The sequence below is a fragment of the Limnohabitans sp. TEGF002 genome (assembly GCF_055395845.1).
Map to the genome: position 1 here is coordinate 1,375,742 of NZ_AP029224.1, position 26,012 is coordinate 1,401,753.

Annotated in this window: 21 protein-coding genes and 1 tRNA gene; 21 read left to right on the plus strand and 1 reads right to left on the minus strand. The window is 60.7% G+C overall.

All coding sequences use genetic code 11. The features are described from left to right. The first annotated feature begins 274 nt into the window (after window positions 1-274). Genes recC through recD form a run of 3 tightly spaced genes read left to right on the plus strand, consistent with a single transcriptional unit; the run spans window position 275 to window position 9,647 of the window. Complete coding sequence (recC, locus tag ACZ5SR_RS06935; protein WP_464450824.1) at window positions 275-3,826, plus strand: exodeoxyribonuclease V subunit gamma; 3,552 nt, start codon at window positions 275-277, stop codon at window positions 3,824-3,826. Then, entirely contained in the window at window positions 3,823-7,485 is a 3,663-nt protein-coding gene (recB, locus tag ACZ5SR_RS06940) for an exodeoxyribonuclease V subunit beta (protein WP_464450825.1), read from the plus strand. The genes recC and recB overlap by 4 nt, the downstream gene beginning before the upstream one ends. Next, the gene (gene recD, locus ACZ5SR_RS06945) at window positions 7,482-9,647 is read left to right on the plus strand and encodes an exodeoxyribonuclease V subunit alpha (protein ID WP_464450826.1); all 2,166 of its coding nucleotides are present in this window, start codon (window positions 7,482-7,484) and stop codon (window positions 9,645-9,647) included. The genes recB and recD overlap by 4 nt, the downstream gene beginning before the upstream one ends. Before the next feature lie 55 nt (window positions 9,648-9,702). Here recD and ACZ5SR_RS06950 read toward each other — a convergent pair whose 3' ends face one another. After that, window positions 9,703-9,975 (minus strand): hypothetical protein, encoded by a 273-nt coding sequence (locus tag ACZ5SR_RS06950; protein WP_464450827.1) that lies wholly within the window; start codon window positions 9,973-9,975, stop codon window positions 9,703-9,705. A gap of 123 nt (window positions 9,976-10,098) precedes the next feature. On the opposite strand from ACZ5SR_RS06950, the gene ACZ5SR_RS06955 reads away from it, so the two are divergent. The 18 genes from ACZ5SR_RS06955 to nuoK all read left to right on the plus strand — a co-directional run bounded on the left by ACZ5SR_RS06955 (window position 10,099) and on the right by nuoK (window position 26,006). After that, complete coding sequence (locus ACZ5SR_RS06955; RefSeq protein ID WP_464450828.1) at window positions 10,099-11,283, plus strand: pyridoxal phosphate-dependent aminotransferase; 1,185 nt, start codon at window positions 10,099-10,101, stop codon at window positions 11,281-11,283. A 236-nt stretch (window positions 11,284-11,519) separates the two neighbouring features. Beyond that, entirely contained in the window at window positions 11,520-11,786 is a 267-nt protein-coding gene (gene rpsO, locus ACZ5SR_RS06960) for a 30S ribosomal protein S15 (RefSeq protein WP_019428565.1), read from the plus strand. Window positions 11,787-11,996: 210 nt separating this feature from the next. Then, on the plus strand, window positions 11,997-14,102 hold the full coding sequence (gene pnp, locus ACZ5SR_RS06965; RefSeq protein WP_464450829.1) for a polyribonucleotide nucleotidyltransferase: 2,106 nt from the start codon (window positions 11,997-11,999) through the stop codon (window positions 14,100-14,102). Between the two features lie 51 nt (window positions 14,103-14,153). Then, complete coding sequence (locus ACZ5SR_RS06970) at window positions 14,154-15,164, plus strand: NAD(P)H-quinone oxidoreductase (protein ID WP_464450830.1); 1,011 nt, start codon at window positions 14,154-14,156, stop codon at window positions 15,162-15,164. Then, window positions 15,164-15,916: a triose-phosphate isomerase gene (gene tpiA, locus ACZ5SR_RS06975; RefSeq protein WP_464450831.1), complete on the plus strand. Its 753-nt coding sequence runs from the start codon at window positions 15,164-15,166 to the stop codon at window positions 15,914-15,916. Before ACZ5SR_RS06970 ends, tpiA begins: the two co-directional genes overlap by 1 nt. Before the next feature lie 39 nt (window positions 15,917-15,955). After that, complete coding sequence (gene secG / locus ACZ5SR_RS06980) at window positions 15,956-16,351, plus strand: preprotein translocase subunit SecG (protein WP_464450832.1); 396 nt, start codon at window positions 15,956-15,958, stop codon at window positions 16,349-16,351. 143 nt (window positions 16,352-16,494) lie between these two features. Beyond that, a tRNA-Leu gene (locus ACZ5SR_RS06985) sits at window positions 16,495-16,579 on the plus strand. Window positions 16,580-16,643: 64 nt separating this feature from the next. Then, window positions 16,644-17,003 (plus strand): NADH-quinone oxidoreductase subunit A, encoded by a 360-nt coding sequence (locus ACZ5SR_RS06990; protein WP_464450833.1) that lies wholly within the window; start codon window positions 16,644-16,646, stop codon window positions 17,001-17,003. A gap of 44 nt (window positions 17,004-17,047) precedes the next feature. Further along, window positions 17,048-17,527: a NuoB/complex I 20 kDa subunit family protein gene (locus ACZ5SR_RS06995; protein WP_019428571.1), complete on the plus strand. Its 480-nt coding sequence runs from the start codon at window positions 17,048-17,050 to the stop codon at window positions 17,525-17,527. Between the two features lie 11 nt (window positions 17,528-17,538). Next, the gene (locus ACZ5SR_RS07000) at window positions 17,539-18,147 is read left to right on the plus strand and encodes an NADH-quinone oxidoreductase subunit C (protein WP_464450834.1); all 609 of its coding nucleotides are present in this window, start codon (window positions 17,539-17,541) and stop codon (window positions 18,145-18,147) included. 1 nt (window position 18,148) lies between these two features. Beyond that, window positions 18,149-19,402 (plus strand): NADH-quinone oxidoreductase subunit D, encoded by a 1,254-nt coding sequence (locus ACZ5SR_RS07005; protein ID WP_464450835.1) that lies wholly within the window; start codon window positions 18,149-18,151, stop codon window positions 19,400-19,402. Next, entirely contained in the window at window positions 19,399-19,887 is a 489-nt protein-coding gene (gene nuoE / locus ACZ5SR_RS07010) for an NADH-quinone oxidoreductase subunit NuoE (RefSeq protein WP_464450836.1), read from the plus strand. The genes ACZ5SR_RS07005 and nuoE overlap by 4 nt, the downstream gene beginning before the upstream one ends. Then, window positions 19,887-21,287, plus strand: a complete 1,401-nt coding sequence (gene nuoF, locus ACZ5SR_RS07015; RefSeq protein WP_464450837.1) for an NADH-quinone oxidoreductase subunit NuoF — start codon at window positions 19,887-19,889, stop codon at window positions 21,285-21,287. Before nuoE ends, nuoF begins: the two co-directional genes overlap by 1 nt. Continuing rightward, complete coding sequence (gene nuoG, locus ACZ5SR_RS07020) at window positions 21,280-23,409, plus strand: NADH-quinone oxidoreductase subunit NuoG (RefSeq protein ID WP_464450838.1); 2,130 nt, start codon at window positions 21,280-21,282, stop codon at window positions 23,407-23,409. The genes nuoF and nuoG overlap by 8 nt, the downstream gene beginning before the upstream one ends. Beyond that, window positions 23,406-24,488, plus strand: a complete 1,083-nt coding sequence (nuoH, locus tag ACZ5SR_RS07025; RefSeq protein ID WP_464450839.1) for an NADH-quinone oxidoreductase subunit NuoH — start codon at window positions 23,406-23,408, stop codon at window positions 24,486-24,488. Before nuoG ends, nuoH begins: the two co-directional genes overlap by 4 nt. A gap of 21 nt (window positions 24,489-24,509) precedes the next feature. After that, window positions 24,510-25,010, plus strand: a complete 501-nt coding sequence (gene nuoI, locus ACZ5SR_RS07030; RefSeq protein WP_407067472.1) for an NADH-quinone oxidoreductase subunit NuoI — start codon at window positions 24,510-24,512, stop codon at window positions 25,008-25,010. Window positions 25,011-25,047: 37 nt separating this feature from the next. Next, entirely contained in the window at window positions 25,048-25,698 is a 651-nt protein-coding gene (locus tag ACZ5SR_RS07035) for an NADH-quinone oxidoreductase subunit J (RefSeq protein ID WP_464450840.1), read from the plus strand. Then, window positions 25,698-26,006 carry an NADH-quinone oxidoreductase subunit NuoK gene (gene nuoK, locus ACZ5SR_RS07040; RefSeq protein ID WP_090047883.1) on the plus strand — a complete coding sequence of 103 codons (309 nt, stop codon included), beginning with the start codon at window positions 25,698-25,700 and terminating at the stop codon, window positions 26,004-26,006. Before ACZ5SR_RS07035 ends, nuoK begins: the two co-directional genes overlap by 1 nt. Window positions 26,007-26,012: the final 6 nt, after the last annotated feature.

The following is a 26,012-nucleotide window of genomic DNA, read 5'->3' on the forward strand; positions in this document are numbered from 1 at the left end:
CCATGTTCTGAGCCCACGGTGTCAATGCTATCTTGAGGCTGTATTCATGGCTGCAGGGAAAGGGCGGATCAGTGTATCCCCAAACCCCGTGCCCAAAGGTGTGGATAAGTCCATGAACAACTGCGCCAAGGCGCATCCTGTCTGGCTTGGGCGGTGTTGCTTAAAAAATGGGCAGTTTGTGGCTCATGCACTGAGCCTGAGCCAGCGTAGATTGCGGCTATTCTTGACGCCTCACGGTTTCGCTTTGTCTGTACCCGCTCCCCCTGTTGACTGCATGCCTGCATCCTCCATTTCGCCCGGTTTCATCGCCCTGCACAGCCACCGCTCCGAGGTGCTGGCCGACACCCTCACGGGCTGGTTGCGTGCGCACCCGCTGGATCCGCTAGAGAGCGAAGTGGTGCTGGTGCAAAGCAACGGCATGGCCGAATGGATCAAGATCGAACTGGCACGCCAAGGCGGCGTGTGCGCGGCCACGCGGGTGGAGTTGCCTTCTCGCTTTTTGTGGCGCACCTACCGCCAAGTGCTGGGCGCGCAGAACGTGCCGCCCGACTCGCCGCTGGACAAACTGCCCATGACCTGGCGGCTGATGGCTCTGCTGCCCACTTGCCTCAACGATCCTGTGTTCAAGCCTGTGGCTGGTTTTTTGAAAGGTGACGAGCCTGACCGCCTGCTCCAGCTGGCCACGCGCTTGGCCGACCTTTTTGACCAGTACCAAATTTACCGCCCCGACTGGCTGCAAGACTGGGCCGCTGGGCGCAATGTGCTGCGCAAGGCCGCAGGCTCGGACGAACTGGCCGAAGACCAACGCTGGCAGGCCGAACTTTGGCGGCGTGTGTTGGCCACATTGGATGACAGCCAGCGCCAAGCCACGCGCCCTGCGCTGCATGCGCGGGCATTGGCGCACCTGCAGTCGGGTCAGCCATTGGCCAGCGCCGTGGCGCGGCGCGTGTCGGTGTTTGGCATGAGCCACATGCCGGGGCAACTGCTGGACATGCTGGCGGCGCTGGCCGCGCACAGCCAGGTGCTGCTGGCCGTGCCCAACCCGTGTCAGTACCACTGGGGCGACATCATCGACGGGCGTGAATGGCTGCAGGCCGAGCGACGTCGTCACGCCTACCGAGGCGAGGCGTTGGCGGGTTTGCCGCTGGCGCAGATGCACCTGCACGCACCCACGTTGCTGGCCGCTTGGGGCCGGCAGGGCCGCGACTTCATCCGCCAGCTCGACGCGTTTGACGACCTGCAAGCGGCCCAGCAAGTCATGCAGTGGCCGCGTCTGGACTTTTTTGACGATGTGCCCGGCGAAGACGGCACGCGTTTGCTGACGCAGTTGCAGCGGCGCATCCGCGACCTGGAGCCGTCGAATGGTGGCGCTGCGCCTCAGCCATTGGCAGCGGGCGACCCATCGCTCGTTTTCCAAATAGCCCACAGCCCGGTGCGCGAGTTGGAGGTGCTGCATGACCAGCTGCTGCAGTGGTTCCACACCCCGCCGGGCAATCAGCCTGTGTCACCCCGGGACGTGGTGGTCATGGTGCCCGACATCGAGGTCATGGCCCCGGCCATCCGCGCTGTGTTTGGCCAATACAAGCGCAGCGATGCGCGCTTCATCCCCTATGACATTGCCGACCTGGGCGCGCAGGCCACAAGTGGGCTGATTCATGCGGTGGAGTGGTTGCTGGCCTTGCCGCAGCAGCGCGGCCGCATGAGCGAGTTGGTCGAATTGCTCGAAGTGCCTGCGCTGGCCGCCCGCTTTGGTCTCAAAGACGAACACCTGCCCACGCTCACGCGGTGGATGGCGGGCTCGGGCATCCGCTGGGGTCTGTCGGCCGAGCACCGTGCGGGCTTGGGGCTGGGCGTGTGTGGCGACGACAACTCTGCGCTGTTTGGCGTGCAGCGCATGCTCATGGGTTATGCCTGTGGGGCCGATCCGGTGGCCGCCGATGCGACCGGGGTCACGCCTTACCCCGAAGTGGGCGGGCTTGACGCCGAGCTGGCTGGGTCGCTGGCGCACTTGCTGCAGGCCTTGATCGACTGGTGGCAAACTTGCACACAAGAGGCCACGCCCGAGCAATGGGCCGATCGCGGCCGCGCCTTGCTGGCTGCGATGTTCAAGCCGCGAGACGACAACGACCGCAATGCGCTGTCTGCCTTGGACCAAGCGTTGACCGACTGGGTGCGCGCCTGCGCTGAGGCGGGTTTTACCAAGGCCATACCGCTGGCCGTGGCCCGTTCGGCTTGGCTCGAAGCGCTCAAGACACCCCGACTGGAGCAACGCTTTCGTGCCGGGGGCGTGACCTTTTGCACGCTCATGCCGATGCGCGCCATCCCGTTCAAGGCGGTGTGTTTGCTGGGCATGAACGACGGTGATTACCCCCGCCGCAGCCCGCGCGCCGACTTTGACCTGATGGGCCAGCCCGGCATGAGCCGCCCCGGTGACCGTTCGCGCCGTGACGACGACCGCCAGCTCATGCTCGAAGCCCTGCTGTCAGCGCGTCAAGTGCTCTACGTCAGCTGGAGCGGCCGCAGCGTGCGCGATAACAGCGAACAACCACCCTCAGTGCTGGTCTCGCAACTTCGTGACGAGATCGACCTGCTCTGGGGCAAAGGCACGGCCGAACGCCAGACCACGGTGCACCCGCTGCAGGCCTTCAGCTGCACTTATTTTGAAGAGGGCAGTGGTTTGCAAACCTATGCCAAAGAGTGGCGCGCTGCGCAGTTGGTTCATTTGCGGGAGGCCGCCCCTGCGGCCGAATCCCTGACTTCAGTGGCGCCTAGAGAAATTCGCGAGCAGGGGCTCGCTCCCACAGGGTATGCAGGCTTGTTGCCTGTATTGGAGTCTGCCAACGGCGTGCCCGTCATCAACTTGTTGCAACTGGCGCGCTTTCTGCGCAAGCCGGTTGGCGCGTTTTTTCGCGAACGCTTGCAGGTGCATCTGGAAGACGAGCGCAGCGATCTGCACGACGAAGAGCTCTTTGGTCTGGGTGGGCTGGACTTGTACCAACTGCTTGACCATGAACTGCAGCATGTGCCCACCGAACTGACGACCGACACACTGCCCGCGCATGTGCAGCTGGTGGTGCAGCGCCTGCGCCAGGCCGGAGCCTTGCCGCTGGCAGGCGTGGGCACGCTTGAAGCGCAAAAACTCAATGACCGCTTGCAAGCCATGCTGGACGCTGCGCTGCGCGAGCGCGAGGCTTTCCCACAAGCCGCCGAACGCGTGCTGGTGGACCTGACGCATGCTCAGGTCGCCTTGCAAGATGCACTCGGTGATGTGTTGGCGGGTGAGGGTGGTCAGATGTCCTTGCACCTGCGCGCCAGCGATCTGGCCAGCTTCAAGACCCAAAAACCGTTCGCCTATGCCGACAAACTGATCGATATCTGGTTGTTGTCGCTCGCCGCTGCTGCGATGGATCAACCCTTCCAATGCGTGGTGGTGGGGCGCAACGCCGTGCTGCGCGTGCCTGAGCAAGAGCCCGAAGCGGCGCGTGCCCAATTGACCGAAATGTTGACCACCTGGATCGAAGGCATGCGCTGGCCGCTGCCGCTGCCGCCGGTTGTGGCCTTGCAGTGGCTCAAAGACAAAGAGAACCTCAATGCACTGGCAGATGCCTACGAGGGCAGCGAGTTCAAAAGCGCAGAGAAGGGCAAAGACCCGGCGCTGGCCCGCACCTACCCCACGGTCGAGGACCTGCTGGCCACGGGGGAATTCGAGCGCTTGGCACAAACGGTTTACGCGCCTCTGAAAGCCTGGGCTGAGCAGCTTCAGATCGAGCCGCTCCCCGATGCGCCCGAAGACGACAGCAGCGACGAAATGGGAGATCAGGCATGAGCACCGCCCACGCCCTCAACGCGCACACATTCCCTCTGCGCGGCAGCCACCTGATCGAGGCGAGCGCAGGCACGGGCAAAACCTGGACGATTGCCGCGCTCTATGTGCGTTTGGTGCTGGGCCACGGCAGCGATGGCACCGCACCCGTGCGTCCCATGCTGCCGCAAGACGTGCTGGTGATGACCTTCACCCGTGCTGCCACGCGCGAACTGTCGGACCGTATCCGTGCTCGTTTGACCGAGGCCGCTCAGGTGTTCCGCGGTATTGCTGAAACCGATGACGATTTCCTGAAACAAATCAAAGAGGAATACGCCGAAGGCGAGCTCCGCGAACAAGCCGCCCATCGCCTGGCCTTGGCCGCACAGGCCATGGACGACGCGGCGGTCTACACGATCGATGCCTGGTGTCAGCGCATGCTGCGCGAACACGCGTTCGACAGCGGCAGCTTGTTTGAAGAAAACCTGGTCGGCGATGAAGCCGCGTTGCGCCTCGAAGCTGTACAGGACTATTGGCGTCAGCAGCTTTATCCCATGGCCACGCCGCTGGTGGCGCAGGTGCAACGCGTTTGGCGCGATGTGCCTGCGCTCGACAAGGACATGCGCGCCCTGATGGCCGTGTCCTTGGCTGACGCTGCTCCCGGCACACTGGCGCAGGTGTTTGGCGCGGCTCTGGCCGAGCGCGAAGCCAAGCTGGCCGCGCTCAAGCAGGGTTGGGTCGAGAAGGCCGACAACTTGCTGGGCTGGATCAAGGGGCAGCTGGAGCACCACAAGTCCAGCTGGGATGGTCGCAAGTTGAGCTACAAGAATTGCGATGCTTGGCTGGGTGTTCTCAAAGATTGGGCGCAAAGTACAGACGAACCCAAGGTCTTGCAAGAGGGCATGAAGACAGGCTGGACACGCTTCACGCCCGATGGCTTGCTGGCTTGCCGCAAACCCGGCGAAGCGCCAGTGGACTTGCCGCCTGAATCGCAAGCCTATGCCGAACTGCAAGCCGCCTTGTTGGCCTTGCCCGAGCCCGCTCAGGCCGCCCGCCTGCACGCCCGCACCCATGTGCTGCAGCGCATGGCCGAGCTCAAGCGGCGCAGCGGTTTGTTTGGTTTTGCCGACATGCTGCAGCGCCTCGATGTGGCGCTGGCCGAACCCGACTCGGGCGAGCGCCTGGCTCAGCGCCTGCGTGAGCAGTTTCCGGTGGCCATGATCGACGAGTTTCAGGACACATCGCCGCTGCAGTTCCGCATCTTTGACCGCATCTACTGCACGGCGGACAACCGGCCTGATACCGCGCTGCTGTTGATCGGCGACCCCAAGCAATCGATCTATGGTTTTCGTGGCGCGGACATCCACAGTTACCTGGACGCGCGCCGCGCCACCGCAGGCCGTCACCATGTGCTGGGCACCAACTTCCGATCTACCCAAGCGGTCGTCGATGTGGTCAACCGCTGGTTTGAAATTCCAAAGGACGCTTTCGGCTACCGCGAGGGCAATGAAGACCCGCTGCCGTTTCAGCCCGTTGGCGCGAAGGGGCGCAGTGAAGTCTTCAGTACAAGCACGGGCGATGTGAAAGCCATGACTGTGGTGCACGACGCCACCCTGCGCAGCCAACGTGATGCGCTCACGCATTTGTCGGCCCTCTGTGCCGAGCAGATCGTGGCCTGGCTCGGTGACCCGCAAGCGCGTTTTGTGGATGCGGAAAAGGGCGACAAACCCTTGCAGCCCAAAGACATCGCCGTGTTGGTGCGCACGGGCAAAGAGGCCGCTGCCCTGCGTGACGCGCTGCGTGTGCGTGGCGTGGCCTCGGTGTACCTGTCGGACCGCGATTCGGTTTTCGCCAGCGATGAAGCGCAAGACCTTTGCTTGTGGTTGCGTGGCGTCGCCGAGCCACAAGACATGCGCCGCGTGCGCGCCGCTTTGGGCACGCGCACGGTGGGCTTGTCACTCGCCGAGCTGTACGACCTGGCCACGCAAGATGAACTGCTGGACAGCCGCGCAGAGCAAATGCGCGAGCTGCACCAGACATGGCAAAGCCAAGGCGTGCTGGCCATGCTGCGCCAGTCGCTGCATGTGCTGAAGCTGGCAGGGCGCTGGCGCGGCGAGTCGGATGGCGAGCGGCGTTTGACCAATGTGCTGCACCTGGCCGAGTTGCTGCAAGCTGCCAGCGCTCAGATCGATGGCGAGCAGGCTTTGATCCGCTGGCTGGTCCAACAAATCGACGAAGCGCAGTCGGGCAATGCGAACGGTAGCGAAGAGCAAACTGTTCGGCTGGAGAGTGACGAAGACCTGGTCAAGGTCATCACCATCCATGCCAGCAAGGGCCTGGAGTACCCGGTGGTGTGCCTGCCCTTTGCGCACAGTCACCGCGTGATGGAAGCGCACAAAACGCCCGTGCTGCAACTGGATGACGGCGAGGGCGAGCGCCACTGGACGCTGGACTTTGACAAGGACGACACGAAGCTGGCCGACCGCGACCGCCTGCGTGAAGACCTGCGCCTGTGGTACGTGGCGCTCACGCGGGCGCGGCATGCACTGTGGGTGGGCTGGAGCGCGGTCAAGCGCGGCAACGGCAAGGCCTGCGTGAACCACCACAGCGCTGCAGGCCATTTGCTGGGCGGTGAACACGAAATTGAAGCCTCGGCCTGGCTAGAAAAGTTGCAACAGTTGAAAGCGAATGACGCAGGTAAGTCCTTGTCTGTGGCGTTGACGCTGGCCCCTGAGCTTGTGCCGCTGACGCTCTGGCAAAAACCCGCTCAGACCACCGCACTGCGCGACGCCCTAAACTGCACAGCCCGCATCGACAAGTCGTGGACGATCGCGAGTTTTTCGCGTTTGACGCGAGACCTGTCTTCGCAACCTCTGTCTCAAATGGCTACACAGCGTCCGGCCGACGATGAGCCGCCGGATGACGCGGTGGCGCTGCCTGCGCCAAGCACTTCAACAGGCGCTCCGTCTCCCTGGCACGGTTTTGCCAAAGGCCCCACAGCCGGTAACTTTTTGCACGACCAGCTCGAATGGCTGGCCGCCGACAGCTTTGCGCTCGATGGGCAAAAAGCGGAGCGTCTCCAATACCGCTGCGAGAACGCAGGCTACAAAGACCAGTCCGCCGACGTGGTGCATTGGCTGACCCGCTTGGTGACCCATCCCTTGCGAGGGCCCAACGCACCACTGAATGCCTTGGGCACCTTGCTGCCCGAGATGGAGTTTTGGCTGCCTGCCGAGCGGCTGCATGCCCGTGAGGTCGATGCTCTGTGCCAGCAGCACCTGCTGCCCGGCGTGAGCCGCCCGCAAATGCCCGACGCGCAACTGCACGGCATGCTGATGGGTTTTGCCGACCTGGTGTTCGAGCACGAAGGCCGCTACTGGGTGCTGGATTACAAATCCAACCACCTGGGCAACGATGACGCGGCCTACACCACGCAGGCGCTCGATGCCGCCATGGCCCACCACCGCTACGAGGTGCAGGCCGCGCTGTACATGCTGGCGCTGCACCGCCTGCTGCGTGCGCGCTTGGGAAGTGACTACGACCCGGCGCAGCAGCTGGGCGGTGCGGTGTACCTGTTCTTGCGCGGCATCGACGGGCCAGCCGGCGGCTGTTGCACCTTGCCTGCGCCACTGGCATTGCTCGATGGCCTGGACGCCATGCTGAACGCAGAGGTGGTGTCATGAATATCCGCAAGCCCTCACGCATGACGGCCGTGCCCGCCGCGCAAATGGACTGGCTCAAGGACCTGCCCGCGCAAATCCTGAGCGCTGAGCAAACCCTGCAGTGGCTCAACCTGTGGACCGGGCAGGGCCTGCTGCGCCACATCGACAGCGCCTTGGCAGCGCAACTGCTGCGGCTCGATGCACGCGTTAGCCCCGCGCTGCTGGTGGCCGCGGCCGTGCTTGCCCAAATGGAAGGGCGCGGCCACACTTGTTTGCCGCTGGCCGATCTGTGTCAGCCGCCCGTGGCGCTGCTGGGCTGGCCTGCGGCGGCAGTCGAGGGTGCGCAGGGCCTCAAGGCCTTGTGGGCTTACCTGCCAGCCACATTGGCCGATTGGCCAACCGCTTTGCATGGCGATTCGTCTGGCGCCTGTCTGCGCTACGCCCATGCCCCTGACCAGGGTCAGCCATTGGTGCTGGGCGGCACGGCCGATGCGCCGCTTTTGTACCTGCGCCGCTATGCAGGCTACGAACAACGCGTGGGTCAGAGTTTGTTGCAGCGAGCGGGCGAGACCCTGGCCGTGCCCGAGGCCGCAGCACGCGAATGGCTGGACCGATTCTTTGTGCCCAACGCCGAAGAACCCCACGCTACCGATTGGCAAAAGGTGGCTTGCGCTGTGGCGCTGTGCGCGCGCCTGTCGGTCATCACGGGTGGACCGGGTACGGGCAAGACTTACACCGCCGCCCGTTTGCTGGCGCTGCTGCTGGCGCTCCACCCCGATGGCAGTCCACTTCGCGTGGCGCTGGCCGCGCCTACGGGCAAGGCGGCGGCGCGCCTGAAGCAATCGATCGACGACGCCTTGACCCGGCTGCCAGTGCCTGCCGATGCAGGGTTGGACTTGAACGCACTGATCGCCCGCATGGGCCCGGCGCGCACGCTGCACTCGCTTTTGGGCGCACGGCCCGATACACGACAGTTCCGCCACCACGCGGCCAACCCGCTCGATGTGGATGTGCTGATCGTGGACGAAGCCTCGATGGTGCACCTCGAAATGATGGATGCGCTGCTGCAAGCCTTGCCGCCCACAGCGCGGCTGGTGCTGCTGGGGGATAAGGACCAGCTCGCTTCGGTCGAAGCGGGTGCCGTGCTGGGCGACCTGTGCCGCGACGCCACCGATGGCCGCTACAGCAGCTCCACCGCGCAGTTTGTGCAGACTGTGGCAGGGCAGACGCTGTCCCCCGAATTTGTGGTGCCCGATCCGGCCCCCGTGCTGGCACAGCAAACCGTGATGCTGCGTCAAAGCCGCCGCTTCAAAGGTGCCATCGGCCAATTGGCGCTGGCGGTCAATCGCGGTGACGCTGCTGCTGCGCGGGACGTGTTGTCAGAGAGTTTTGACCTCCACCCATCGCAAGCCATCACCCCGAGGGCGGGGCTCCCACAAGAAACGCCGCAGTCCCTTGTAGGAGCGGCGCCCCCGCCGCGATCAGCTGACGATGTGGCCCCATTGCTCGCTCTCCAACCGAGCACGCCCCAAGCCGTCTGCGCTCTGGCACTGGGCACATCGGGCAAGCCGTCCTATGCCGATTACCTGCATCTCTTGCAAAACGGCCCAGCAGGGCAGGGCGCTGACGCGCATGCGAGTTGGGTCGGTGGCGTGCTCAAGGCTTTCGAACGTTTTCGCATCTTGTGTGCCGTGCACCAAGGCGACTGGGGCACCCAAGGGCTCAATGCCGCTGTACAAAAGGCGCTGGCCGATCAGGGCCTGCTCAAACCCCAAGGCGACTGGTTTACCGGGCGGCCCATCATGGTCACCCGCAACGACGCGCAGCTGGGCGTGTTCAACGGCGACGTGGGCGTGGTGCTGCCCAACTTGGAGGGCAAGCTCAAGGCCTGGTTCCTCGATGGCGATACATTGCGCTCTGTGAGCGTCATGCGCCTGGCGCAGGTCGAGACCGCGTTTGTCATGACGGTGCACAAGAGCCAGGGCTCGGAGTTCGAGCACACCGCGCTGGTGCTGCCGCCGGGCGGTGCAGAAGTGCTCAGCCGCGAGCTGGTCTACACGGGCATCACTCGCGCACGTCAGCAGTTCACCCTGATCGAAGCCGAAGCGGATTTGCTCGAAGCGGCCATCGACCGACCCAGCGTGCGCGCCAGTGGCTTGGCGCAGTGGTGGACGCTGGACTGAGTGGAGCGAGCCCCTCCTTGCGAATGCCCGCACGCGCAATGGCTTGCTGCGGTTATCAGCTGGCGAATCCCTCGCAAGCACCCGCGTTGGCTTTGCCGCGACACTCGCGCAACAGACGTTTGTCGCGCTCACTCTTGCTTTCACCTGTGTTGGGGTTGATGGGCTGCTTGGGGGCTTTGGCTTGTTTGGGTTTTTTGGCCTTGACCGGTTGATCGCCAGGCGTGACCGCAGTGAAGTTGTCCGCCGCCCAGCTGGCTGGTGTCGCAGCCAGCAAGCCCAATCCCCAGAGCATGCTGGCGAGCATCCACGCGAAATACCGTTTGTTCATTGCGGTCTCCCTGTCTTTTGTTGTGATCTTCATCATAGGCAAGCACCTGACAACCGCAAGCATTTTTGCAAAGGTGTTCAACAAGCGACCCGTTCATGAAGCGCCAACCATTACGATGTTGACATGAACAAAAACACCGCTCCTTTCATGCGACAGGCCGTCATGGACTTAGAAGAATCCCGCATCCGCGAAGTCGCCAACGCAGGCATGGGCCGCCCCGATGTCCTGGCGTTCTGGTTTGGCGAGTCCGACGAGGTCACGCCTGACATCGTGCGCCAAGCGGCCATCGATTCGATGCAAAAAGGTGAGACCTTTTATTCGCACAATCTGGGCCTGCCCGAGTTGCGCCAGGCCGTGTCCGACTACATGTCGGCCTTGCACGGACCCATTGGCGTGGACCGCCTGGCCATCACTTCGGGCGGCGTGAATGCGCTGATGCTGGCCGCTCAAGCCCTGATCGATGCAGGTGATGAGGTGGTCGCTGTGACACCCGTGTGGCCCAACCTGACGGCGCAGGCCTTGGTGATGGGCGCGAATTTGAAGTGCGTGTCGCTGCGGCCGGTGGATGGCCAGTGGCAACTCGACATGGCGGCGCTCAAAGCCGCCATCACCCCCGCCACGCGCATGTTGATCGTCAACTCGCCCAACAACCCCACCGGCTGGACGCTCAGCCGCGCCGAGCAGGCCGAAATTCTGGCGCACTGCCGCAGCACAGGCACCTGGGTGCTGGCCGACGAGGTCTATGAGCGGCTTTATTACGAAACCGACACCGCCAACGGCTGCGCCCCTTCGTTTCTGGATGTGGCCGAGCCGGAAGACCGACTGGTTGTGGTGCACAGCTTTTCCAAGAGCTTTTTGATGACCGGCTGGCGTCTGGGTTGGCTGGTCATGCCGGCCGCCATGACGCCGCACATGGGCAAGCTGATCGAGTTCAACACCTCATGCGCGTCGGTGTTCACCCAAAAGGCAGGGGTGGTGGCCTTGCAAAACACAGCCGACATCACACCTCGCGTGGTGGCCCACCTCAAAGCCTGCCGTGACACCTTGGTCCCCTTGTTGCAGGCCGTACCCGGCGTGCAGTTGGCCCCAGCCAAGGGGGGCATGTACGCGTTTTTCAAGCTCGAAGGGCATCCTGACGCGGTGGCCACTGCCAAACGTCTGGTGGCTGAAGCCGGCCTTGGACTCGCCCCGGGCGAAGCCTTTGCCCCGGAAGCCGCGGGCTGGTTACGCTGGTGCTTTGCGTCCAAAGACCTGTCCAGGCTGACCGAAGGTGTGGAACGCCTCAAAGCTTGGTTGGTCAAGAATTAATCGGGATCTGACCCCAATTAAATCAATCGGGGTCAGATCCCGATTTTCAGGCTCGAAACGCCATTCACGTGGTGACTTGCACTCATAGATCACCATGAATGGGCTATGTTTCGGGCTATAATCCGCCTGTTTTGCGATTTGCAAAGCGCACGCCAATCGCTTTTCCGGCCGTTGGCGCAAGTCATAAACCCGCTGAAATTCATCTTTGAATGCAGGCGAAACAACAAGGAAATCCCATGATTGCATCTTCAATCAAGGCCGAGGTCGTCAAGGCCAACGCACGTGCTGCCAACGACACTGGGTCCCCAGAAGTCCAAGTGGCTTTGCTGACAGCCCGTATCAATGAGCTGACACCTCACTTCAAAACACACGCCAAAGACCATCACGGTCGCCGCGGTCTGCTGCGCATGGTGAGCCGTCGCCGCAAACTGTTGGACTACCTCAAGTCCCGTGATGCTGACCGTTACGTTGCGCTGATCGCCAAGCTTGGCCTGCGTAAATAATCGTCTCTCCAGATGAAAAGCGCCTGAGTTAGTTCACTAGCTCAGGCGCTTTATTCTTTTTTTCAGTCGGAATTTGTCACAAAGAACCCGCGCTGTGTCATTCCACAAGGCTTTTAAACCAAGGTTTTGTGGAATGGCATCGAGTTCAGAGCGTCAATTTCCGGGCCCACAGTGCAGCCTCATGCGCTTTTGTTTTCAGGAGTTCTGAACATGTCTATTTTTAACAAAGTCACCAAAACCTTCCAGTGGGGCCAGCACACGGTCAAGATGGAAACCGGCGAAGTCGCTCGCCAAGCTGGCGGCGCCGTGCTGCTCGACATGGAAGGCACTGTGGTGCTGGCCACTGTCGTGGGTTCCAAGATCGCCAAAGCCGGTCAAGATTTCTTCCCGCTGACGGTCGATTACATCGAGAAGACCTACGCAGCAGGCAAGATCCCCGGCAGCTTCTTCAAGCGTGAAGCCAAGCCCAGCGAGCACGAGACCCTGACCAGCCGTCTGATCGACCGCCCGATCCGTCCTCTGTTCCCCGAAGGTTTCTACAACGACGTGCATGTGGTCATCCACACTGTGTCTTTGAACCCTGAAGTCGACGCCGACATCGCCGCGATGATCGCCGTGTCTGCCGCTTTGTCCATCTCGGGCATCCCGTTCAATGGCCCCATCGGTGCTGCCCGCGTGGGTTACATCAACGGTGAATACGTCCTGAACCCCGGCCAGACCCAGCGCAAAGACAGCGTGATGGACTTGGTGGTGGCCGGTACCGAAGCCGCTGTGTTGATGGTCGAATCCGAAGCCCAACAACTGTCCGAAGAAATCATGTTGGGTGGTGTGGTGTACGGCCACGAGCAATCGGCGATCGCCATCAACGCGATCCACGAGCTGGTGCGCGAAGCTGGCAAGCCTGTGTGGGACTGGCAAGCGCCTGCCCGCGACACGGCTTTCGAAGCTAAGCTCGCCACACTGGCTGAAGAGAAACTGCGCGCTGCTTACCAAATCCGCAACAAGCAAGCCCGTACACACGCTTGCCGTGAAGCCTACGCTTCGGTCAAAGTCGCTTTGGCCGAAGAAGGCCTGGCCTTTGACAGCGTCAAGCTCGACGGCCTGATGTTCGAAATCGAAGCGCGCATCGTTCGCAGCCAGATTTTGGCTGGTGAGCCCCGCATCGACGGCCGCGACACACGCACTGTGCGCCCCATCGAAATCCGCAACAGCGTGCTGCCCCGCACACACGGCTCGGCCCTGTTCACTCGTGGCGAAACCCAGGCTTTGGTGATCACCACCTTGGGCACCGAGCGCGATGCACAGCGCATTGACGCGCTGGCTGGCGAGTTCGAAGACCGCTTCATGTTCCACTACAACATGCCTCCCTTTGCCACTGGCGAAGTGGGTCGCATGGGCTCGACCAAGCGCCGCGAAATCGGCCATGGTCGTTTGGCCAAGCGTGCTTTGGCCGCAGTGTTGCCGACCAAAGAAGAGTTCCCCTACACCGTGCGTGTGGTGTCCGAAATCACCGAATCGAACGGTTCTTCGTCCATGGCTTCGGTCTGCGGCGGTTGCTTGTCGATGATGGACGCGGGTGTGCCGATGAAAGCCCACGTGGCCGGTATCGCCATGGGCCTGATTAAGGAAGACAACCGCTTTGCGGTGTTGACCGACATCCTGGGTGACGAAGACCACCTGGGTGACATGGACTTCAAAGTGGCCGGTACCACCAGCGGTATCACCGCGCTGCAGATGGACATCAAGATCCAGGGCATCACCAAAGAAATCATGCAAGTCGCTTTGGCCCAAGCCAAAGAAGCGCGCATGCACATTCTGGGCAAGATGCAAGAAGCGATGAGCGAAGCCAACACCGAAGTGTCTGATTTCGCACCCAAGCTCTTCACCATGAAGATCAACCCCGAGAAGATCCGTGACGTGATCGGCAAAGGCGGCGCGACCATCCGTGCGCTGACCGAAGAGACCGGTTGCCAGATCAACATCTCTGAAGATGGCACGATCACCATCGCGGCCACCGACGGCGAGAAGGCCGAGATCGCCAAGAAGCGCATCGAGCAGATCACCGCTGAAGTCGAAATCGGCAAGGTCTACGAAGGCCCAGTGACCAAGATCTTGGACTTCGGTGCTTTGATCAACTTGCTGCCCGGCAAGGACGGTCTGCTGCACATCAGCCAGATCGCCCACGAGCGCGTCGAAAAAGTGACCGACTACCTGAGCGAAGGCCAGATCGTCAAGGTCAAGGTCATGGAAACCGACGAAAAAGGCCGCATCAAGTTGTCGATGAAGGCTTTGTTGGATCGTCCTGCTCAAGGCTAAACAGCGTTGCTTCGGGTGATCAGCGATCACCCGACACCGCGTGGATTCACCATGAACGTCATCGAAATCCAAAGCTACGGTGCCCCAGCGGTGCTGGTGCCAGGCTCCCGTCCCGACCCTGTTGCCGGGGCAGGGGAGTTGCTCATTCGCGTCTCTGCCAGCGGCATCAACCGCCCCGATGTTTTGCAACGCACTGGCAATTACCCGGTGCCACCCGGTGCCTCGGATATTCCGGGCCTCGAGGTGGCGGGTGTGGTGGTGTCAGGGGACGCGGCGGCCATGGCCTCTGCAGGTTTTTCGGTGGGCGACCGTGTGTGTGCCCTGGTGGCTGGCGGCGGTTATGCGCAGCTGTGCGTGGCCCCTGTGGCCCAGTGTTTGCCCGTGCCCAAGGGCCTGACGGACACCGAAGCCGCTTCGTTGCCCGAGACCTTCTTCACCGTATGGAGCAATGTGTTTGACCGCGGGCGTTTGCAAGCGGGTGAGACCTTGTTGATTCAAGGCGGCACCAGCGGCATCGGCGTCACGGCCATCCAGATGGCCAAAGCGGCTGGTGCGATCGTGATCGCCACAGCAGGTTCTGATGAAAAATGTCAGGCTTGCCTGGCTTTGGGTGCAGACCATGCCATCAACTACAAAACCACCGATTTCGTCGCCGAGGCCAAGCGCCTTACCGATGGGGTGGGTGTCAATGTGATTCTGGACATGGTCGCTGGCGACTATGTGGCGCGTGAAGTCGAGGCCTTGGCCGAAGATGGCCGCCTGGTCATCATCGCCGTGCAAGGCGGCATCAAGAGCGAGTTCAATGCAGGCTTGGTCTTGCGTCGCCGTTTGACGATCACAGGTTCAACCCTGCGCCCGCGCCCTGTGGCTTTCAAAGCCGCGATTGCGCAGTCTTTGCGCCAAACCGTTTGGCCGTGGATCGAGTCTGGGCGCATCAAGCCGGTCATTCACAGCGTCTTTGCTGCTGCAGAAGCTGGCGGTGGTTTGCCGTCGGGCGCGGCGCAAGCCCATGCCTTGATGGAGACCAACCAGCACGTGGGCAAGTTGGTGGTGACTTGGTGATGGTCATGTCAAGAAAATTGATGGTGGGCAACTGGAAGATGAATGGCGGCTTGGCGGCCAATGCGTCTTTGTTGTCCGACATATTGAGCGGTATGGGCGCTGTCAATTGCCGTGCGGCGGTGTGTGTGCCCGCGCCTTATCTGGCTCAAGCTCAGACCTTGTTGGCTGGTTCGACTTTGGCCTTGGGTGGGCAAGATGTGTCTGCCCACGAATCAGGGGCCTACACCGGTGAGGCGTCGGCCGCCATGCTGCGCGATTTTGAGGTGCGTTATTGCATCGTGGGTCACTCGGAGCGTCGTCAGTACCATGGTGAAACAGACGCCGTGGTGGCCAACAAAGCCCAGCGAGCCTTGGCTGCAGGCATCACTCCTATTGTGTGCGTGGGCGAGAGCCTGACCGAGCACGAGGCGGGTCAGACCGAGGCGGTGGTCAAGCGCCAGTTGGCGGCGGTGATTCACGCCAACGGTCACTGCATCAGCGAGATCGTGGTGGCCTACGAGCCCGTCTGGGCCATTGGCACAGGATTGAACGCCACACCCGAGCAAGCCCAAGGTGTGCACGCTGTGTTGCGCGCACAGCTGCAGGCCGCCACAGCCCATGCGCAGCGGGTGTCCATCTTGTACGGCGGCAGCATGAATGCTGCGAATGCTGCTTCCTTGTTGGCCCAGCCCGATGTGGATGGCGGCCTGATTGGTGGCGCGTCGCTCAAGGCCTCAGACTTTTTATCCATGTTGAAAGCCGCTTCTCGCTGAGCTTTCTAACCCTGTTTTTTATATTTTCGGAGTATTCAAATGAGCTTGATGTTGACCTTGATTTTGGTGGTGCAGATGCTGTCAGCTCTGGCCATGATTGGCTTGATCCTGATCCAGCACGGCAAAGGTGCTGACATGGGTGCAGCCTTCGGCAGCGGCGGTTCGGGCAGTCTGTTCGGTGCAACAGGCGGGGCCAACTTCCTGTCGCGCACCACGGCCGTGTTGGCTGCGGTATTTTTTGTCTGCACTTTGATGTTGGCTTATTTCAGCAACGCGCGCCCAGCTGCACCTTCGGGCAGCGTCCTTGAAGGTGCCGCAGTCACGGCCCCTGCAGTGCCCGCAACGCCTGTGGACAGCAGTACAGCTGCTCAAATTCCAGGCAACACACCCACCGCCAAGCCTGACAACAGCGTGCCACCTGCTCCTGCGAAGTAAGTTGCCGTTCAGCTTTGTTGCTCTGCACAATTTTCCCGGTTTCTGCAAGGAAATGGTGAGGTTTTCAGAGTAAACTACGGGATTGTCCGAAGAGCTAAATGTGCCACTTGGCGCGCCTCATGCAACACGGTCAAACGTATCCAGCCGTCGTGGTGAAATTGGTAGACACGCTATCTTGAGGGGGTAGTGGCGAAAGCTGTGCGAGTTCGAGTCTCGCCGACGGCACCAGATAAACAGAAAAGCTCAAGCCGAAAGGCCTGGGCAATTCATTCGGTGATACCGCAATTCCAAAATGAACCTCGACCAGTACCTTCCCATTCTCTTGTTCATTTTGGTCGGCATTGCTGTCGGCATCATTCCCCAGGTTTTAGGCTACATCCTCGGCCCCAACAAACCTGACGCGGAGAAAAATTCCCCCTACGAATGCGGTTTCGAAGCCTTCGAAGATGCCCGCATGAAGTTCGATGTGCGCTACTACCTGGTCGCCATCCTGTTCATTTTGTTTGACCTGGAAATCGCCTTCTTGTTCCCTTGGGCCATTGCGCTCAAGGAAGTCGGCATGGCCGGTTTTGTGGCCGTGGTGATATTTCTGACCATTCTGGTCGTGGGCTTCGTCTACGAGTGGAAAAAAGGCGCCCTGGACTGGGAATGATCGTTCGCACTGACAACAGCATTCAGCCTGCTTGAGGATAAAAAATGATTGAAGGCGTGATGAAAGAAGGCTTTATCACCACGAGTTACGACTCGGTGGTGAATTGGGCCAAAACCGGCTCACTCTGGCCCATGACCTTCGGTCTGGCCTGCTGTGCGGTTGAGATGATGCATTCGGCGACGGCCCGTTATGACTTGGCGCGCTTTGGTGCCGAAGTGTTCCGTGCCAGTCCACGCCAAGCCGACTTGATGATCGTGGCCGGGACCTTGTGCAACAAAATGGCTCCGGCCCTGCGAAAGGTGTACGACCAGATGTCCGAGCCGCGTTGGGTGATTTCCATGGGCTCTTGCGCCAACGGGGGTGGTTACTACCACTACAGCTACTCGGTGGTGCGTGGTTGCGATCGCATCGTGCCGGTGGATGTGTACGTGCCGGGCTGCCCTCCCACAGCCGAAGCGCTGATCTACGGCATCATCCAGCTGCAGCAAAAAATCCGCCGCACCCACACCATTGCGCGTGCTTGAAGGGAATGACGATGACTGATTTCGCCATTCGCCCTGAAGACCTGCAAGACACCTTGGCTGCGGCTCTGGGCGATCGGGTTCAAAATATTTCCATTGCTTTGGGTGAGGTGACCGTTCATGTGAACGCACAGCATTACTTGGGCGTGATGCAAACCCTGCGTGATGCGCCGGGCTGCCAATTTGAGCAGCTCGTTGATTTGGCGGGGCTCGATTATTCCGCCTACCGCGAAGTAGGCACCGACGGCCCCCGTTTTGGTGTCACCGTGCATTTGCTGTCGGTGAGCCTGAACCAGCGCGTGCGCGTCAAAGTGCTGTGCCCTGATGATGATCTGCCCTTGGTGGACTCGGTCAACGACCTTTGGAACTCGGCCAACTGGTACGAGCGCGAAGCGTTTGACTTGTATGGCATCGTGTTCGAGGGTCACAACGACCTGCGCCGCATCCTGACCGACTACGGTTTCATAGGACATCCGTTCCGCAAAGACTTCCCCTTGTCGGGACACGTTGAAATGCGCTACGACGCCGAGCGCAAGCGCGTGATTTACGAGCCCGTCAGCATCGAGCCACGTGAAATCACGCCACGCATCATCCGTGAAGAACACTACGGAGGCCTGAACTGATATGGCCGAAATCAAGAATTACACCCTGAACTTTGGTCCTCAGCACCCGGCTGCGCACGGTGTGTTGCGTCTTGTGTTGGAGTTGGACGGCGAGGTGGTGCAACGCGCCGACCCGCACATCGGCTTGCTGCACCGCGCCACTGAAAAGCTGGCCGAGCACAAAACCTACATCCAGTCGCTGCCCTACATGGACCGTTTGGATTACGTGTCGATGATGTGCAACGAGCACGCCTACTGCCTGGCCATCGAAAAGATGTTGGGCCTCGAAGTGCCCATGCGCGCTCAGTACATCCGCGTGATGTTCTCCGAAATCACCCGGATCCTGAACCACCTCATGTGGCTCGGCTCGCACGGCAACGATTGCGGCAGCTCCACCATCCTGATTTACACCTTCCGTGAGCGTGAAGACCTGTTTGACATGTACGAGGCCGTCTCGGGCGCCCGCATGCACGCGGCTTATTTCCGTCCCGGTGGTGTCTACCGCGACCTGCCGGACAGCATGCCGCAGTACAAAGTCAGCAAGATCAAAAACGCCAAGGCGATTGAGCAACTCAACAGCAACCGCAATGGCTCTTTGCTGGACTTCATTGACGACTTCACGCAGCGCTTCCCGAAGTGTGTGGACGAGTACGAAACCCTGCTCACCGACAACCGGATCTGGAAGCAGCGCACTGTGGGCATCGGCGTGGTGGCACCCGAGCGAGCCCTGAATTTGGGCATGACTGGCCCCATGCTGCGCGGCTCCGGCTTTGCTTGGGACTTGCGCAAAAAGCAACCGTACGACGCCTACGACCAAGTCGAATTCGACGTGCCTGTGGGCAAGACCGGCGACAGCTACGACCGCTATTTGGTGCGTGTGCAAGAGATGCGCGAATCCAACCGCATCATCCAGCAGTGTGTGAAGTGGTTGCGCGCCAACCCCGGTCCGGTCATCACCGACAATCACAAGATCGCGCCGCCTTCGCGTGAAGGCATGAAATCCAACATGGAAGACTTGATCCACCACTTCAAGCTCTTCACCGAAGGTTTCCATGTGCCGGAAGGCGAGGCCTATGCCGCTGTCGAACACCCCAAGGGCGAGTTCGGCATTTACATGGTGAGCGATGGGGCTAACAAGCCCTACCGCCTCAAAATTCGTGCCCCGGGCTTTGCCCATTTGGCCACCCTCGATGAAATGGCCCGTGGCCACATGCTGGCCGATGCGGTCGCGATCATCGGGACCATGGACATCGTTTTTGGAGAGATTGACCGATGATCTCTGATTCCACCAGAGCACGCTTTGCGCGTGAAGTTGCCAAGTTCCCTGCGGATCAAAAGCAGTCGGCCGTCATGGCCTGCCTGTCGATCGTTCAGCAAGAACAGGGCTGGGTCAGCCCAGACAGTGAGCAAGTCGTGGCCGAAGTCTTGGGCATGCCCGTGATGGCGGTGCACGAAGTCACCACCTTCTACAACATGTACAACCAAAAGCCGGTGGGCAAGTTCAAGTTGAACGTTTGCACCAACCTGCCTTGCCAGTTGCGTGGCGGTGCGCAGGCGCTGGCCCATCTGGAGCACAAATTGGGTGTGCATGTGGGCGAGACCACTGCTGATGGCATGTTCACCTTGCAGCCCAGCGAGTGCCAAGGCGCTTGCGCCGATGCGCCCGTGTTGTTGGTCAATGACCGCCACATGTGCAGCTTCATGAGCCATGAAAAATTGGACCAACTCGTCGACAGCCTGAAGAAAGCCGAGGCCGCCTGATGAAAGTCGAACAAATTCTGAGCCAATTCCAAGCCACGGGCGTGGAAAGCTGCTTCCATGACCGCCACATCAACCCGCAAATTTATGCCGGTCTGAATGGCCAAAACTGGGGCCTCAAAGATTACGAAGCACGCGGTGGCTATGCCGCTTTGCGCAAGATTTTGGGCAAAGACGGTGCTGAGCCCAATGCCGAGACTGGCGTGGCGGGCATGACCCAAGACCAGGTGATCGCCACCGTCAAAGAGTCGGGCCTGCGCGGTCGCGGCGGTGCGGGTTTCCCCACGGGTCTGAAGTGGAGCTTCATGCCCCGCCAGTTCCCCGGTCAAAAGTACTTGGTGTGCAACTCGGACGAAGGCGAGCCGGGCACATGCAAAGACCGCGACATCATGGAGTACAACCCCCACACGGTGATCGAAGGCATGATCATCGCGGCTTATGCCATGGGCATCAGCGTGGGTTACAACTACATCCACGGCGAAATTTTCCACACCTACGAGCGCTTTGAAGCCGCCCTCGAAGAAGCCCGCGCAGCAGGCTATTTGGGCAACAACATCATGGGCAGCACGTTCAGCTTCCAGCTGCATGCATCCCACGGTTTTGGCGCCTACATCTGCGGCGAAGAAACCGCCTTGCTCGAATCGCTCGAAGGCAAAAAAGGCCAGCCCCGCTTCAAGCCACCGTTCCCCGCCAGCTTTGGCCTGTACGGCAAGCCCACCACCATCAACAACACCGAAACCTTCGCGGCGGTGCCTTGGATCATCCGCAACGGTGGTCAGGCGTATCTGGAATGCGGCAAGCCCAACAACGGTGGTACCAAGATTTTCTCGGTCAGCGGTGATGTGGAGCGCCCCGGCAATTACGAAGTGCCCATGGGCACGCCCTTTGCCAAGCTGCTCGAACTCGCCGGTGGCGTGCGCGGTGGCCGAAAGCTCAAGGCGGTGATCCCCGGCGGTTCTTCTTCGCCTGTGATTCCGGCTGACTTGATGATGACCTTGACCATGGACTACGACAGCATCGCCAAAGAAGGCGGTTCGATGTTGGGTTCGGGCGCTGTGATCGTGATGGACGAGACCCGTTGCATGGTCAAGGCCTTGGCGCGTTTGTCTTACTTCTACTCGCACGAATCATGCGGTCAGTGCACCCCTTGCCGTGAAGGCACAGGCTGGCTCTGGCGCATGGTGGACCGCATTGAACATGGCCAAGGCCGTGCCAGCGACATCGAGATGCTGGACAGCGTGGCCGGCAACATCATGGGCCGCACGATTTGCGCCTTGGGCGACGCAGCGGCCATGCCGGTGCGCGGCATGCTCAAGCATTTCCGTCACGAATTTGTACACCTCATCGAGCACAAGACCTCCATGGTCAATGCCGATGCAACAGCGGTGAAGACCCATGGTTGAAATAGAACTCGACGGTCAGAAAGTGGAAGTTGCCGAAGGCAGCATGGTCATGCATGCGGCTGAAAAAGCGGGCACCTACATTCCCCATTTCTGTTACCACAAGAAACTCTCCATCGCGGCCAACTGCCGCATGTGCTTGGTTGAGGTCGAAAAGGCCCCCAAGCCCATGCCCGCCTGCGCCACGCCTGTGACGCAAGGCATGATCGTGCGCACCAAGAGCGACAGGGCCATTGCAGCGCAAAAGTCGGTCATGGAGTTTTTGCTCATCAATCACCCGCTCGATTGCCCCATCTGCGACCAGGGTGGTGAGTGCCAGTTGCAAGACTTGGCTGTGGGTTACGGCGGCAGCACCTCGCGTTACGAAGAAGAAAAGCGCGTGGTGTTCCACAAGGAAGTCGGCCCGCTGATCTCGATGGAAGAGATGAGCCGCTGCATCCACTGCACTCGCTGCGTGCGTTTTGGCCAAGAAGTGGCCGGTGCGATGGAGCTGGGCATGTCTCACCGTGGTGAGCACGCCGAGATCGAAACCTTCTTGGGCCAGACGATCGACTCCGAGCTGTCGGGCAACATGATCGACATCTGTCCTGTGGGTGCTTTGACCAGCAAGCCTTTCCGCTACCACGCTCGCACCTGGGAGTTGTCGCGCCGCAAGTCGGTGGCTGCTCACGACTCGTCCGGTGCCAACCTGATCGTTCAGGTCAAAAACAACCAGGTCATGCGCGTTGTGCCCCTGGAAAACGAAGACGTCAATGAGTGCTGGATCGCTGACCGCGAGCGTTTCTCGTACGAAGCCCTCAATGGCACCGACCGCCTGACACGCCCCATGCTCAAGCAGGGTGGTGAGTGGAAAGAAGTCGACTGGCAAACCGCCCTCGAATACGTGGCCAATGGCCTGCGCAACATCCAGCGTGACCACGGTGCCAACAGCATCGGCGCTTTGGTCAGCCCGCACAGCACCGTGGAAGAGTTGTACCTGGCTGGCGCCTTGATGCGCGGCCTGGGTTCAGACAACATCGACCACCGTCTGCGCAACGCCGAATTCGGCGCAGCCGAAGGCGTGCGCACTTTGGGCACCTCCATTGCATCACTGAGCACATTGCAGCGCGTACTGGTTGTGGGTTCCAACCTTCGCAAAGACCATCCGCTGTTTGCCCTGCGCTTGCGTCACGCCGTGCGCCATGGCGCTCAACTCCATGTCATCACCACACCTGCGGCTTTCAGCCACGCCGACGCTTGGGCCATGCCCGTGGCGCAGGCCGTGTTGTCCGACGCTTCGGGTTGGGCGCAAGCCCTGGCCGATGTGGCCGCAGCCATTGCCGCAGAGAAGGGCGTTGCAGCGCCCGTGTCCTTGAGCACCACAAGCGGTGCAGTCACTGCCTCTGCGCAAGCACAAGCCATCGCCAAGTCATTGATCGGCGGTGAGCGCAAAGCCGTGTTGCTGGGCAACGCTGCTGCGCACGCTGCCAATGCATCGAGCTTGCTGGCCTTGGCCAACTGGATTGGCGAACAAACCGGTGCGACTGTTGGTTACCTGACCGAAGCGGCCAACACCGTGGGTGCTCAGTGGGTCGCTGCCCAGCCGCAAACCGGGGGCAAGCATGCTGGCCAGATGTTGGCGGGTGGCCTGAAGGCTGCAATCTTGCTGAACACCGAACCCGAGTTCGACAGCGCAGCAGGCCCCGCCGCTGCCCAGACTCTGGGTCAGGCCGAGATGGTCGTCACGCTCAGCCCGTTCAAAGCGAACATGGCTTTCAGCGATGTGTTGTTGCCCATTGCACCGTTCACCGAAACATCGGGCAGCTTTGTCAACGCCGAAGGTCGCCTGCAAAGCTTCCATGCCGTGGTGAAGCCTCTGGCCGAGACCCGTCCTGCTTGGAAAGTGCTGCGCGTGCTGGCCACTCTGTTGGATGTGCCCGGCGTGGCTTTTGAAACGTCGCAAGATGTGTTGGCCCGTGCCACTGCCAAGCCCATGACGGTGTTCAATGCCACGCGTGCCGCGATCACGTTGACTGCCACAACGACAGCTCCCGTGAGCGCTTCGATTTACCAACTCGACGGCATCGTTCGCCGTGCGCCGTCTTTGCAGCTGACTGCAGACGCCCGCCAGGAGGTGACCCCATGATTGACGCGCTGTACAACGGCGGCCTGAATTTGGTCGCAGCCAGCTGGTGGGCCACCTTGGTCTGGCCGGTGCTGTGGATCTTGCTCAAGATCGTCGCCATCCTCGCGCCGCTGATGGGTGCTGTGGCTTACTTGACGCTGTGGGAGCGCAAGCTCTTGGGTTTCATGCAAGTGCGCCATGGCCCCAACCGCGTGGGCCCCATGGGCTTGCTGCAACCCATTGCCGACGCGCTCAAGCTCTTGACGAAAGAACTGATTAACCCGTCTGCTGCCAGCCTGGGCTTGTTCCGCCTCGGGCCGATCATGGCCATCATGCCGGCCTTGGCCGCTTGGGTGGTCATTCCTTTTGGTCCTGAAGTGGCGCTCACCAACATCAACGCCGGCTTGATGCTGGTGATGGCCATCACCTCGATTGAGGTGTACGGCGTGATCATCGCGGGTTGGGCCTCCAACTCCAAGTACGCTTTCTTGGGTGCGCTGCGTGCATCGGCCCAGATGGTGAGCTACGAAATCGCCATGGGCTTTTGCTTCTTGGTGGTCCTGATGGTTTCGGGCAGCATGAACCTGACCGAAATCGTGCTGGCGCAAGGCAAGGGCCAGATGGCTCACATGGGCCTGGGCTTCTTGTCATGGAACTGGCTGCCGCTGCTGCCGATTTTCTTGGTCTACCTGATCTCGGGCGTTGCTGAAACCAACCGTCACCCCTTTGACGTGGTCGAAGGCGAAGCTGAAATCGTGGCCGGTCACATGGTCGAGTACTCGGGCATGGGCTTTGCCATCTTCTTCTTGGCCGAATACGCCAGCATGTGGCTGGTGTCCATCTTGGCTGTGATCATGTTCCTGGGCGGCTGGTTGTCGCCCATCGACAGCGCCTTGTTCAACGCCATTCCTGGCTGGATCTGGCTGGGTCTCAAGACCTTCCTGGTCGTGTCCATGTTCATCTGGATCCGCGCCACTTTCCCGCGCTTCCGATATGACCAGATCATGCGTCTGGGCTGGAAGATTTTCATCCCGGTCACCCTGGTGTGGCTGCTGGTGGTGGGCGTTTGGCTCCATTCGCCATGGAACATCTGGAAATAAGCGGTGCACCACATGACCATAATGACTGCTTCCTCTTTCTCGATCAAGGACTTCCTCAAGAGCTTCATGCTCGTGGAGTTGTTCAAGGGCATGGCCCTGACCGGGCGTTATGCATTTGCCCGCAAGGTGACGGTGCAATTCCCGGAAGAAAAAACACCGCTGTCACCGCGTTTTCGTGGCCTGCATGCGCTGCGCCGTTATGACAACGGTGAAGAGCGTTGCATCGCCTGCAAACTCTGCGAAGCCGTCTGCCCCGCGATGGCCATCACCATCGAAGCGGGCCAGCGCGAAGACGGCTCGCGCCGCACGACACGCTACGACATCGACCTCACCAAGTGCATCTTCTGCGGCTTTTGCGAAGAAAGCTGCCCAGTGGACTCGATCGTCGAGACGCACATTTTTGAATACCACGGTGAAAAACGCGGTGACCTGTACTTCACCAAGGACATGTTGCTGGCCGTGGGCGACCGTTACGAAAAAGAGATCGCCGCCGCCAAGGCTGCTGACGCTCCTTACCGTTGAACGCCGCCAAGTCCTGAACACTTAAAAAGACAGACCTATGGACGTCAAGACCGGTTTCTTTTACCTCTTCTCGGTGGTGCTGCTGTTTGCTGCCTTCCGGGTGGTGACCGCACGCAACCCCGTGCACGCGGTGCTGTACCTCATGCTGGCTTTCTCGCAAGCCTCTGCGGTGTGGTTCCTGCTCAATGCCGAATTCCTGGCCATCTTGCTGGTGCTGGTGTATCTGGGCGCGGTGATGGTGCTCTTCTTGTTCGTGGTGATGATGCTGGACATCCACATCGACACCGTGCGCAGGGGCTTCTGGAAAAACTTCCCGCTTGCCGCCACTTTGGGTGCCATCGTGGCCCTGGAGATGGCCGCTGTGTTGTTGTCCGGTTTCCGTTTGTCCGAAGCGCCAGCCATGGCCCCGGGTGCTGTGCCTGTGGACAACGCCAAGGCTCTGGGCATCTTGCTCTACACCGAGTACCTGATGCCGATCCAAATTGCTGCGGCCATTTTGTTGGTGGCGATGATTGCCGCAATTGCCCTGACGCTGCGTGAGCGCAAGGACAGCAAAGCGATTGACCCGTCCATCCAGGTCCGTGTGCGTGCGGCCGACCGCATGCAGGTGGTGAAGATGGCCCCAACCCAAGCGGCACCTGCCCCTGTTGCACAAACTGATGCGCCCGCTGCGGAGGTGAAAAAATGATGACACTGACCCTGGGACATTACCTGTCGCTCGGCGCGATGCTGTTCGCATTGGCCGTGATCGGCATCTTCCTGAACCGCAAGAACCTGATCGTTTTGCTCATGGCCATCGAGCTGATGCTGCTGGCTGTGAACATGAACTTTGTCGCGTTCTCTCACTACCTGGGTGACATGCACGGCCAAGTGTTTGTGTTCTTCATCCTGACGGTGGCTGCGGCCGAATCGGCCATTGGCCTGGCGATCCTGGTGCTGTTGTTCCGCAACAAGAACAACATCAACGTGGACGAACTCAATTCGCTCAAGGGTTAACAAGAA

Bases quoted from the DNA above. Each gene is read 5' to 3' on its own strand.
- recC (WP_464450824.1), top strand. From the start codon at position 275: ATGCCTGCATCCTCCATTTCGCCCGGTTTCATCGCCCTGCACAGCCAC.
- recB (WP_464450825.1), top strand. From the start codon at position 3,823: ATGAGCACCGCCCACGCCCTCAACGCGCACACATTCCCTCTGCGCGGC.
- recD (WP_464450826.1), top strand. From the start codon at position 7,482: ATGAATATCCGCAAGCCCTCACGCATGACGGCCGTGCCCGCCGCGCAA.
- ACZ5SR_RS06950 (WP_464450827.1), bottom strand. From the start codon at position 9,975: ATGAACAAACGGTATTTCGCGTGGATGCTCGCCAGCATGCTCTGGGGA.
- ACZ5SR_RS06955 (WP_464450828.1), top strand. From the start codon at position 10,099: ATGAACAAAAACACCGCTCCTTTCATGCGACAGGCCGTCATGGACTTA.
- rpsO (WP_019428565.1), top strand. From the start codon at position 11,520: ATGATTGCATCTTCAATCAAGGCCGAGGTCGTCAAGGCCAACGCACGT.
- pnp (WP_464450829.1), top strand. From the start codon at position 11,997: ATGTCTATTTTTAACAAAGTCACCAAAACCTTCCAGTGGGGCCAGCAC.
- ACZ5SR_RS06970 (WP_464450830.1), top strand. From the start codon at position 14,154: ATGAACGTCATCGAAATCCAAAGCTACGGTGCCCCAGCGGTGCTGGTG.
- tpiA (WP_464450831.1), top strand. From the start codon at position 15,164: ATGGTCATGTCAAGAAAATTGATGGTGGGCAACTGGAAGATGAATGGC.
- secG (WP_464450832.1), top strand. From the start codon at position 15,956: ATGAGCTTGATGTTGACCTTGATTTTGGTGGTGCAGATGCTGTCAGCT.
- ACZ5SR_RS06990 (WP_464450833.1), top strand. From the start codon at position 16,644: ATGAACCTCGACCAGTACCTTCCCATTCTCTTGTTCATTTTGGTCGGC.
- ACZ5SR_RS06995 (WP_019428571.1), top strand. From the start codon at position 17,048: ATGATTGAAGGCGTGATGAAAGAAGGCTTTATCACCACGAGTTACGAC.
- ACZ5SR_RS07000 (WP_464450834.1), top strand. From the start codon at position 17,539: ATGACTGATTTCGCCATTCGCCCTGAAGACCTGCAAGACACCTTGGCT.
- ACZ5SR_RS07005 (WP_464450835.1), top strand. From the start codon at position 18,149: ATGGCCGAAATCAAGAATTACACCCTGAACTTTGGTCCTCAGCACCCG.
- nuoE (WP_464450836.1), top strand. From the start codon at position 19,399: ATGATCTCTGATTCCACCAGAGCACGCTTTGCGCGTGAAGTTGCCAAG.
- nuoF (WP_464450837.1), top strand. From the start codon at position 19,887: ATGAAAGTCGAACAAATTCTGAGCCAATTCCAAGCCACGGGCGTGGAA.
- nuoG (WP_464450838.1), top strand. From the start codon at position 21,280: ATGGTTGAAATAGAACTCGACGGTCAGAAAGTGGAAGTTGCCGAAGGC.
- nuoH (WP_464450839.1), top strand. From the start codon at position 23,406: ATGATTGACGCGCTGTACAACGGCGGCCTGAATTTGGTCGCAGCCAGC.
- nuoI (WP_407067472.1), top strand. From the start codon at position 24,510: ATGACTGCTTCCTCTTTCTCGATCAAGGACTTCCTCAAGAGCTTCATG.
- ACZ5SR_RS07035 (WP_464450840.1), top strand. From the start codon at position 25,048: ATGGACGTCAAGACCGGTTTCTTTTACCTCTTCTCGGTGGTGCTGCTG.
- nuoK (WP_090047883.1), top strand. From the start codon at position 25,698: ATGACACTGACCCTGGGACATTACCTGTCGCTCGGCGCGATGCTGTTC.